General features: G+C 63.0%; 8 protein-coding genes and 4 tRNA genes. 3 read left to right on the top strand and 9 right to left on the bottom strand.

Annotated elements, in window-relative coordinates:
* Positions 1–27 precede the first annotated feature (27 nt).
* Together Q1V43_RS14695 and Q1V43_RS14690 are read right to left on the bottom strand one after the other, a co-directional pair.
* Positions 28–104: transfer RNA gene (locus tag Q1V43_RS14695), tRNA-Asp, on the bottom strand.
* Between the two features lie 75 nt (positions 105–179).
* A tRNA-Asp gene (locus tag Q1V43_RS14690) sits at positions 180–256 on the bottom strand.
* A gap of 176 nt (positions 257–432) precedes the next feature.
* Between Q1V43_RS14690 and Q1V43_RS14685 the strand changes: the two genes are divergently transcribed.
* Positions 433–1452, top strand: a complete 1020-nt coding sequence (locus Q1V43_RS14685) for a sterol desaturase family protein (RefSeq protein WP_300519556.1) — start codon at positions 433–435, stop codon at positions 1450–1452.
* Between the two features lie 121 nt (positions 1453–1573).
* Entirely contained in the window at positions 1574–2770 is a 1197-nt protein-coding gene (locus Q1V43_RS14680; protein ID WP_300519554.1) for a class I SAM-dependent methyltransferase, read from the top strand.
* Positions 2771–2839: 69 nt separating this feature from the next.
* Here Q1V43_RS14680 and Q1V43_RS14675 read toward each other — a convergent pair.
* From Q1V43_RS14675 to lon, 4 genes are all read right to left on the bottom strand, one after another.
* Positions 2840–2915, bottom strand: a tRNA-Val gene (locus Q1V43_RS14675).
* A 191-nt stretch (positions 2916–3106) separates the two neighbouring features.
* A tRNA-Val gene (locus Q1V43_RS14670) sits at positions 3107–3181 on the bottom strand.
* A 19-nt stretch (positions 3182–3200) separates the two neighbouring features.
* Entirely contained in the window at positions 3201–3794 is a 594-nt protein-coding gene (locus Q1V43_RS14665) for an HU family DNA-binding protein (RefSeq protein ID WP_300519551.1), read from the bottom strand.
* A 236-nt stretch (positions 3795–4030) separates the two neighbouring features.
* On the bottom strand, positions 4031–6442 hold the full coding sequence (lon, locus tag Q1V43_RS14660; RefSeq protein ID WP_300519548.1) for an endopeptidase La: 2412 nt from the start codon (positions 6440–6442) through the stop codon (positions 4031–4033).
* Positions 6443–6870: 428 nt separating this feature from the next.
* Here lon and Q1V43_RS14655 point away from each other — a divergent pair, with 428 nt between their 5' ends.
* Positions 6871–7485 (top strand): hypothetical protein, encoded by a 615-nt coding sequence (locus tag Q1V43_RS14655; RefSeq protein WP_300519545.1) that lies wholly within the window; start codon positions 6871–6873, stop codon positions 7483–7485.
* A 3-nt stretch (positions 7486–7488) separates the two neighbouring features.
* Here Q1V43_RS14655 and tgt read toward each other — a convergent pair whose 3' ends face one another.
* The 3 genes from tgt to Q1V43_RS14640 all read right to left on the bottom strand — a co-directional run bounded on the left by tgt (position 7489) and on the right by Q1V43_RS14640 (position 9866).
* Positions 7489–8616: a tRNA guanosine(34) transglycosylase Tgt gene (gene tgt / locus Q1V43_RS14650; RefSeq protein WP_300519542.1), complete on the bottom strand. Its 1128-nt coding sequence runs from the start codon at positions 8614–8616 to the stop codon at positions 7489–7491.
* 103 nt (positions 8617–8719) lie between these two features.
* Positions 8720–9061, bottom strand: a complete 342-nt coding sequence (locus Q1V43_RS14645; RefSeq protein ID WP_300519539.1) for a 4a-hydroxytetrahydrobiopterin dehydratase — start codon at positions 9059–9061, stop codon at positions 8720–8722.
* 4 nt (positions 9062–9065) lie between these two features.
* Positions 9066–9866, bottom strand: a complete 801-nt coding sequence (locus Q1V43_RS14640) for a phenylalanine 4-monooxygenase (protein WP_300519536.1) — start codon at positions 9864–9866, stop codon at positions 9066–9068.
* Positions 9867–10003 lie beyond the last annotated feature (137 nt).

The raw sequence follows: 10003 nt of genomic DNA, 5'->3' as shown, positions 1-10003 counted from the left end.
TCCGGGCAGGCTTCCGGGGCGGAAAAGTGGCGCGGTTGACGGGGCTCGAACCCGCGACCCCCGGCGTGACAGGCCGGTACTCTAACCATCTGAGCTACAACCGCGCTTTGCCTTTCGGCTATGTGTGGATCGGGATCCGGTCCCGTCCCGATACCCTCTCCCGGGTCGGGTGGCAGCGGTGGCGCGGTTGACGGGGCTCGAACCCGCGACCCCCGGCGTGACAGGCCGGTACTCTAACCATCTGAGCTACAACCGCTCACTGCCGTCCCCTCTCGGGAACTGTCCGGGCGTTCTAGAAGCGCATGGCGGGGGCGTCAAGCGCTTTACGAAAGCTTCGGGAAAAAAAATGGGCGCCCCAACGAATGCCCCTCCGGCGGTGATTGCACAGTGGCCTGTCGACCGTTACTTTTCCGCCCCAGGAAGGAAACCCTGATGGATCTGACGCTCGAACAATTGCAAGGCATGACGGACACCCAGGTTTGGGAGATGGTCCGGCAGGCGTTGCTGCAGGTCGTGTTTGCAGGGGACTCGCGCCTGTCCCCGGTCTTCATCGCCTCGACGATCCTGATCGCACTGGCCCTTTGGCTGGCACGCCGCCCGGGAGAAGGGTTTTGGGCCTGGCTTTTTCCCCGCCGCGTCTATCGCACCAAATCCTTCTGGGTCGACGTCAAGCTCTGGCTCACCGGCGGTGTGCTGCGAGTCCTGGGACTTTTCTCGATGCTGGCCTTCGCCCCCTTGCTTGCGGACCGGATCCAGGTGTTTCTGGCCGGGGACCAGTCACCGCAAAGCAGCTGGCCGCCAATTCTGATCGGCCTGATCCTGTTCGCCACGAGCGATTTTGTCGGCTATTGGGTGCACCGGCTGTTTCACGAGCGCCCTCGGCTCTGGCCCTTTCATGCCCTGCACCATTCCGCCGAACAGCTGAACCCGATCACCGTCGCACGCAAGCATCCGGTCTATGACATCTTTGCGGCGATCGCGCGGGCGCTGCTGACTGGGCTGGTGCAGGGGCTGCTGCTGGGCCTTGTCGTAGGCAGCGTGGATATCGCCACGATCATGGGGGCAAACCTGTTCTACTATGCGTTCAACCTGGCCGGGGCGAACCTGCGCCACACCCATATCTGGCTAAGCTGGGGTCCGGTGGCGGAACATGTCCTGATCTCGCCCGCGCAGCACCAGGTCCACCATTCAATCGACCCGGTCCATTTTGACAAGAACTATGGCGAAGTGCTGGCGATCTGGGACTGGGCCTTCGGTACGCTCTACGTCCCGCGCGGAGACGAAAAACTGGAGTTCGGTCTGGCCGACCAGAAAGGACGCCGCATCGCCCAGCCGCATGACAGCTGGCGCAGCGCGATGATCGAACCCTTCACGGCCTCGTTCAACCGCTCCAGACGACGCAGCCGCGCGGCGGCAGGACGTTTGACCTCGCAGAGCGCTGACCCGGACTGACCGCAAACCCACACCTTCCCTGCCGGGCGACTCGGCGCCTTTGGCGAAACATTCCGCGCCGCTCTGGCATCCCCATGCGACTCCGGTCAGACTGCGCACATAACGAAAAGACAGGGCAGACATGAGCAGCGTCAAGGAACAGTATGAGGCCTACCCTTATCCCGAACGGGATCCGAAGGACGAAAAGCGCCGTCTGATCACCGGCTCCCCATCCCACCCGCTGGAGATGGACCAGTTCCTGTGGAACGGCAAACGGGACTGGACGAAACCTCTGAAGGCCCTGGTCGCGGGTGGCGGAACCGGCGATGGGTTGATTCAGCTCGCACAGGTGCTGACTGGCGCAAGACGGCCCTATCAGATCACCTATATCGATCTGTCCACCGCCTCGCGCGCCATCGCCGAAGAACGGGCCCGAATGCGCGGGCTGAAGAACATCACCTTTCTCACCGGCAGCCTGCTCGACGCCCCGGAATTGGGACCGTTCGACTATATCGACTGCTGCGGCGTGCTGCACCACCTGCCGGAACCGCAGGCCGGTTTCGACGCGCTCGGCCGGGCGCTGGCGCCCGAGGGCGGGCTGGGCTTCATGGTCTACGCCCCCTATGGGCGCAGCGGGGTCTATCCGCTGCAGGATGCCTTTGCGAGGCTGCTTGCGGGCCTGCCGCCGAAGCAGCGCCTGCGCGAGGGGCGCAGGATCCTGGCCAATCTGCCAAAGAACCATCCCTTTGCGCAGAACCGCGTGGTCGGCGACCACAAACGCAGCGATGCGGGGTTCTATGACCTTCTGCTGCATTCCACCGACCGCCCCTACCGGGTAGGCGAAGTCGTGCAGGCGCTGGATCACGCCGGATTGCGCCTTGCGGGGTTCACCAGCCCGGCGCTTTACGATCCCTCGGACCTGACCGGCGAGATGCCCCTGCCCGAGGATCCCGTCGCGCGCATGAGCCTGGCCGAAGAGCTGCGCGGAACCATCCGCATGCACACCGGCTACGCGGTCCCGAAGCCCCGCGCCGAGACGGTCGCGGATGGGCACGACCTGTCCCAGGTGCCGCATCTCAAAGGCGTCGCCGCCGCGCCCCTGGCGCGGGAGATCGAAAAACGCGGTCAGATCAAGATCAAGACTGAGGGCGCGCAGGTCACGCTGAAACTGGACAAGGCCATCGCCCCGCTGGTGGCCGGCATGAACGGCCGCACCCCCCTGGCACAACTGGGAAAGCGTGCCGGTATCGACCCGATCGCCATGGCGGCCCTTTGGTATCCAGCAAGCACGGCCCTGCTTCGCCACGGGCTGATCCACTACTCGCGCCTGCTGTGCTGACCCGCCGGGAGACCCTGATCAAACCGACCCGGTCAAAGGGGCTGGCACAGGCGTTCCGGACGGGAGGAATGGTGGGTCGTGAGAGGCTCGAACTCCCGACATCTTCGGTGTAAACGAAGCGCTCTACCAACTGAGCTAACGACCCCCGAGACCTGCGTCATACATGGGGCACGGGGGGGCTTGCAAGCCCCTTGGCAGGGAAATCGGTCGGGTGCAACACGGGCGGACAGGTCATTGGCGCCTGCCCCGCACGCTTAGCTGCGCATAGGCGCCTAAATCCCGAGGCCCGTGAAGGTGCGACCAGCCATGCACAGGGGGAGAAGGATGGAAGGAGAATGGTGGGTGATGAGGGATTTGAACCCCCGACATCTTCGATGTGAACGAAGCGCTCTACCACTGAGCTAATCACCCGATGGCGCGCTTTCTAGCGTCACTCGGCGGCCTCTGCAAGGGGGTCGCCCCCACCTTTTTCAGTCTTTTTCCGTCGCAGTTTGCAGACCATCACTTCGGCTGCGCCCGCGTCCCTCACCCGGGCCACGCGCATCACGCCAAGAGGTTGAAGTTTCAGAATTTCCTTGCGGTCCAGAGCCTCTCCCAACTCGGCCAGCATGGCTTCGACCAGGGGGCGGGCCTGGGCTTTTCGCACCCCCGCGCGGCTGGCCACACGTTCGACAAGAGCACGTTTGTTCATGGCGACCGAACCGGTCGTCACCCCCTGGGGTCCGGGGGCCGGGGGCGTTTGCGCGGCCTTCACGGCACCACCCGTCTGCGCCATATCGGGAGCTTCCGGCTTGGCGGAAATGGATACGGGAGCCGGCTTTTCCGCAACAACCCTGGTCGCTGCAGCCCGGGCGGCGCTGACGGCCCTGGCCGTCGCCGCCTTGCGCGGTGCCGAGCTGGCGGCAGCCTTGGAGGACGCCGCGCGCACTGCCGTTTTTCCGGCCTCGCCGCTGACGGATGTGGATTTGGTGCTGCTGATCCGCGTGCTGCTCTTGCGGGTGCTCTTCTTGCGTTTGCTCACCATGTCACTGCCCTGTTCCGGTTCTGCCTGCGGCTTTATTGTTTCCATTTGGGAACAGGTTAGCGCAAATTCCCTTAGAAATCCAGCGTCATGCGGGGGTACACCACAAGATGTAGCGGTTCCGGGGCGGTCTACGACAAGCCCTCGCCTGCCCAACAAAACGTCTCAACAGGAAAAGGCGCACCGTCTCCGACGCGCCTTTTCAACTCGTTCGCCAGCGCCCCATGGGGCAGGCAGGATCAGTGCGCCGTGCGCCCTGCCCGGTCCTCTTCGCGCTTCAGCGCGGCTTCGGCCGCGGCGGCTTCCTCGGCCGCCTCATCCCATTCCACCGGTTCGGGTTCCTTTACCAGCGCCAGTTTCAGCACTTCACGCACATGGGTCACGGGAATGATCTTCAGCCCGTCCTTCACATTGTCCGGAATGTCGGCCAGGTCTTTCTCGTTCTCCTCGGGGATCAGCACGGTCTTGATACCGCCACGCAGGGCTGCCAGCAGCTTTTCCTTGAGCCCCCCGATCGGCATCGCATTGCCGCGCAGGCTGACCTCGCCGGTCATGGCAATGTCCTTGCGCACCGGAATGCCGGTCAGCACCGAGACGATCGAAGTCACCATGGCCAGGCCGGCCGAGGGCCCGTCCTTGGGCGTGGCGCCATCGGGCACGTGCACGTGGATGTCCCATTTCTCGAACTGCGGCGGTTTCACCCCGATCCTCGGGCTGATCGAGCGCACATAGCTCGACGCCGCGTCGATCGACTCCTTCATCACGTCGCCCAGCTTGCCGGTGGTCTTCATCCGGCCCTTGCCGGGCAGGCGCAGCGCTTCGATCGACAGCAGGTCGCCACCGACCGAGGTCCAGGCCAGGCCGGTCACGACACCCACCTGGTCTTCCTGTTCGGCCAGGCCGTAGCGGAACTTCTGCACGCCCAGGAAATCTTCCAGCGTGTCCGGAGTGACCTCGACCCTGTCGGTCTGCTTGCGCACGATCTTGGTCACGGCCTTGCGCGCCAGCTTGGCGATCTCGCGTTCCAGGTTCCGCACACCCGCCTCACGGGTGTAGTAGCGGATCATATCGGTCAGGGCCGCATCCGTCAGCACGAATTCGTCCTTTTTCAGACCGTGGTTCTTGACCTGTTTCGAGATCAGGTGCTGCTTGGCAATTTCGGATTTCTCGTCCTCGGTATAGCCGGCCAGCGGGATGATCTCCATCCGGTCCAGAAGCGGTCCCGGCATGTTGTAGCTGTTGGCCGTGGTCAGGAACATCACGTTCGAGAGGTCGTATTCGACCTCCATATAGTGATCCACGAAAGTGGAGTTCTGTTCCGGATCAAGCACTTCCAGCATGGCCGACGCCGGGTCGCCCCGGAAATCCTGGCCCATCTTGTCGATCTCATCGAGCAGGATAAGCGGGTTCGTGGTCTTGGCCTTTTTCAGCGCCTGGATGATCTTGCCGGGCATCGAGCCGATATAGGTCCGGCGATGGCCGCGGATCTCGCTTTCATCGCGCACCCCGCCCAGCGAAATGCGGATGAATTCGCGCCCGGTGGCCCGCGCCACGGATTTGCCCAGCGAGGTCTTGCCCACGCCCGGCGGGCCGACGAGGCACATGATCGGCCCCTTCAGCTTCTTCGAGCGCTGCTGCACGGCGAGATATTCGACGATGCGTTCCTTGACCTTTTCCAGCCCGTAGTGGTCTTGATCCAGCACGTCCTGTGCGTTGTTCAGATCCTTCTTCACGCGGGATTTCTTGCCCCACGGGATCGAAAGCATCCAGTCGAGGTAGTTGCGCACGACGGTGGCCTCGGCCGACATGGGCGACATGTTCTTGAGCTTCTTCAGCTCGCCATCGACCTTTTCGCGCGCTTCCTTGGACAGCTGGGTGGATTCGATCTTTTCTTCCAGTTCGGCGATTTCCGACTGGCCTTCGTCTCCATCGCCCAGCTCCTTCTGAATGGCTTTCATCTGCTCATTCAGATAATATTCGCGCTGGGTGCGCTCCATCTGGGATTTGACGCGGGTCTTGATCTTCTTCTCGACCTGCAGGACGGACATTTCGCCCTGCATCAGCCCATAGACCTTCTCAAGCCGCTCGGCCACGTCGAGGGTTTCCAGCAGCTCCTGCTTCTGGTCGACTTCCACGCCGAGGTGGCCGGCAACGAGATCGGCCAGTTTGTCGGGCGCGCGCGTTTCGGAGACAGCCGCCAGCGCCTCTTCGGGGATGTTTTTCTTGACCTTGGCGTAGCGTTCGAATTCTTCGCCCACCGAGCGCAGCAGCGCCTCGACGCTTTGCGGGTCGCCGGCGGTTTCCTCCAGTAACACGGCGGAGGCTTCGAAAAACGCCGGGTTGTCGTGGAATTCGGTGATCTGCACGCGCGCCTGCCCCTCGACCAGCACCTTCACGGTGCCGGCGGGCAGCTTCAGGAGCTGAAGCACATTGGCCAGCACACCGCTGCGGTAGATTCCATCGGAATCGGGTTCGTCGACGGAGGGGTCGATCTGGCTCGACAGCAGGATCTGCTTGTCGTCCTGCATGACCTCTTCCAGCGCCTTCACACTCTTCTCGCGACCGACGAAGAGAGGCACGATCATGTGGGGGAAAACCACGATGTCGCGCAGGGGCAGGACGGGATAGGACGGGCTCAGTTGCTCGGTCATGGGTTATCCTTGTTCTTGGGCAGACGGCAGGGCCCCGATCAGCGGCAGCACATCCCGTCTCCTGTTCACGGTCAGTTAACATGGGGCCGAAATGCCCGGGTTTCAACAACGCACTGGCCGACGCGTTGCAGGTATTTTGGCGACCCGTCTCTGGAACCACAAGGGCACGGGGCCTGATATCCACAGAATAACGGATAAGATTTGCACTTTTCACGATTACGTGCGGCCATGCGCGGTGAATTGGGGCGTCAGGCGGCTTTCCGGGCGAGGCTTTACAGCGGCACAGGGTGAAACGGCGGGTTTCCGGCGCCACCAGCCTGCGCCGCTCCGATCTTCTGTCAGGCCGGGCGTCTGCAAGGCGCCGGCCGAAATGTGCTATACTGGGACACACCCCGTCCGAACGGGGGACATTTTCAGGGAGAAAAACTATGCCCGAACTCAAGTATACCACGATTACCGTTGCGTCCTGCGATCCCGATTACCTGGAAACCGCCTATGGGCACTGCACCGACATTGCCGCGGGGCTGATCACCTCCGGTCATGCGATCTCGGCCCGGTTCGGCCAAATCCTGACCGGCGACCATGTTGGCTGCATCATCTTCTTTGCCACCTATTCCGGGCTGGGGCCGATGGGCGCGGGGATGGATCATGTAAACCATTCCGATGCGTTCAAGGCGATGGGCAGCTCCGGCAAGGCGCGGCTGGTGATACGCAACATTCTCAAGCTCGAGGACGTGTTCCTGACCGAGCCGCCCGCGATGGAGCCGACCGTCGGCGTTGTCACCCGCTTCAGCTCGCCCACGCCCTACGTCGAGGAAATGAAAAGCCTTCTGCCCATTTTTGCGGGCAACGGCGCGCTGATCACCCGCTATGGCACACTGATGACCGGCTCGGCCGCCGGTCAGCGGCTGATGGCGGTGGCCTACCCGTCGATGGAGGCGATCGAAGCCACCTATGACGCCCTGGCTGCAAGCGACGCCTATATCAACGCGGTCTCCGGCGCCGAGGTCAGCTTCCGCAATATCTTCCGCTTCGCGCCGTAGGGGTCACACCGGCGCGATGTCGCCCAATGCGCGGGTGGCGTGGAAATCGGCCTCCCATTCGGCGAATGTGCCCGCGGCGATGGCCTCGCGCATGCCCTGCATGATCTCCTGGAAGTAATGCAGGTTGTGCCAGGTCAGGAGCATGCCGGAGATCATCTCGTTGGACCGGTACACATGGTGCAGGTAGGCGCGCGAATAGTCGCGGCAGGCGGGGCAGGTGCAGGCCTCGTCCAGCGGGCGCGGATCGTCGGCGTGGCGGGCGTTCTTGATGTTCACCACGCCGCGCCGGGTAAAGGCTTGGCCCGTGCGCCCCGAACGCGACGGCAGCACGCAATCCATCATGTCGATGCCGCGTTTCACCGCGCCCACGATGTCGTCGGGCTTGCCCACGCCCATCAGGTAGCGCGGCTTGTCGGTCGGCAGATAGTCGGGCGCATAGTCGAGGCAATCGAACATCGCCTGCTGCCCTTCGCCCACGGCCAGCCCCCCGACCGCGTAGCCGTCGAATCCGATCTCCGTAAGCGCGCGGGCCGATTCTTCGCGCAGGTCCCGTTCCAGCCCGCCCTGCATGATACCGAACAGAGCGTGGCCGGGGCGGTCGCCGAACGCGTCTTTCGACCGCTCCGCCCAGCGCATCGACAGGCGCATGCTTTCCGCGATGCGTTTGCGATCTGCGGGCAGCGCGGGGCATTCATCGAAACACATGACAATATCCGAGCCCAGCAACCGCTGGATCTCCATCGACCGTTCCGGGGTCAGCTCGTGGCGTGAGCCGTCGATATGGCTTTTGAAGGTCACGCCCTTCTCAGTCAGTTTGCGCAGATCGGCCAGCGACATCACCTGAAACCCGCCCGAGTCCGTCAGGATCGGCCGGTCCCAGTTCATGAACCTGTGCAAGCCCCCCAGCCGGTCGATGCGTTCGGCGGTGGGGCGCAGCATCAGGTGATAGGTGTTGCCCAGCAGGATATCGGCGCCGGTTTCGCGCACGTTTTCAGGCAGCATCGCCTTGACGGTGCCTGCGGTGCCCACCGGCATGAAGGCGGGGGTGCGGATATCCCCGCGCGGGGTGGAGATCACCCCGGTGCGGGCCTTGCCATCGGTGGCATTTAATTTGAACGAAAACTTGGTCATGGGCGCGTGATACGCCACATGAACCTGGAAGCAAAGGCCATGCGTTGCGAGCCGGAATTTTCAAAAATCCGGTCCGCTTTCTTCGAAGGAATCGGCTACCTCCTCAGCTGCCCGCACACATCCGGTCGAATTTCGCCGCGCAGATGAAGTCGTTTTCAGTCAACCCACCCGCCTCGTGGGTGGTAAAGACCACCTGACAGTAGCCCCAGCCGAAGCTGATGTCCGGGTGATGCCCTTCCCTGTCGCCCAGGAAGGCGGCGAGGTTGGCGTGATAGGTCGCCTTGGCAAAGCCCTTGAACTCCAGTCGCTTGACCAGGTTGACCCCGTCGATGCGCCAGCCGTCCAGTTGCGCCAGCAGCGCCTCGGCCTCGGCCGCGTCCAGTGGCGCCACGCCCCCTCGGCAGGGCACGCAGTCCTTGTTGCTCAGATCACAGGTGTCAGACATTCCCCTACCCCGCTTCGTCTTCATAGGTCGGCGCAAACAGGCCCCGCGCCTGGGCCGCTTTCACATCCGCCATCAGATCGCGATCGGCGGCGGCAAACAAGTCGTCCAGGTCCTCCAGAACGAAATAAAGCGGCTGGTGGATGTCGATCCGGTAGGGGGTGCGCAGGATGTCCGTCACGTCGAAGGAACGCAAGATCGGCTTGCCCGACGCCCCCTCCCCCACGCTCCACGGCAGCTCGGTCGGTGAACTTGCCAGCCCGGACCCCAGTGCCTTGACCTGGCCGCCTTCCCGGGTCAGGCCGAACTCGATGGTGAACCAGTAGAGCCGGATCAGCCAGCTGTAGTCCTCCGGCTCTGCCTTCAGCCCCGCCTTGCCGATCGCCTGGCTGAACCCGGCGAAACGCGGATCGGTCAAGAGCGGCGTATGGCCGAAAACCTCGTGGAAGATATCCGGCTCCTTGATATAGTCAAAATCCTTCCGTGAGCGGATGAAACTGGCCGCCGGGAAGGTCCGCTCCGAGAGCATGCCGAAGAACTTGCCGAACCCGATGAGCGCGGGCACCGGTTCGACGCGCCAGCCGGTCAGCCCGCCAAGCGTGGCAGACAGGTCGGTGCATTGCGGAACACGGTCGCGTGGCAGCGCCATCTTCGCGAGCCCCGCGCGATAGGGCGCCGCCATATGACGCGCAACGGCGGGCAGTTGCCGGGCGACAAGGTCACGCCAGACCGCGTTTTCTTCCTCGGTGTAATGGATATGACCGAAGTCATCCGGGGTCTTGGCCTCATAGGCGGATTTTTTGCTCATCTCACCCTCCTCTCCAGAAAGAATATCACATGTTAAGCGGATGAATTTGCCCCATGCTTGACATGGATCTTCGTTTTCAGGTCAAATATTGCTAGAAATTGCGAGCGAGAGAAAAATTTGACCCAGCTTGATCCACA

This window comes from Aliiroseovarius sp. (assembly GCF_030148435.1).
Classification (GTDB): Bacteria; Pseudomonadota; Alphaproteobacteria; order Rhodobacterales; family Rhodobacteraceae; genus JASBTN01.
This window is presented reverse-complemented; position numbering and strand designations above follow the sequence as displayed.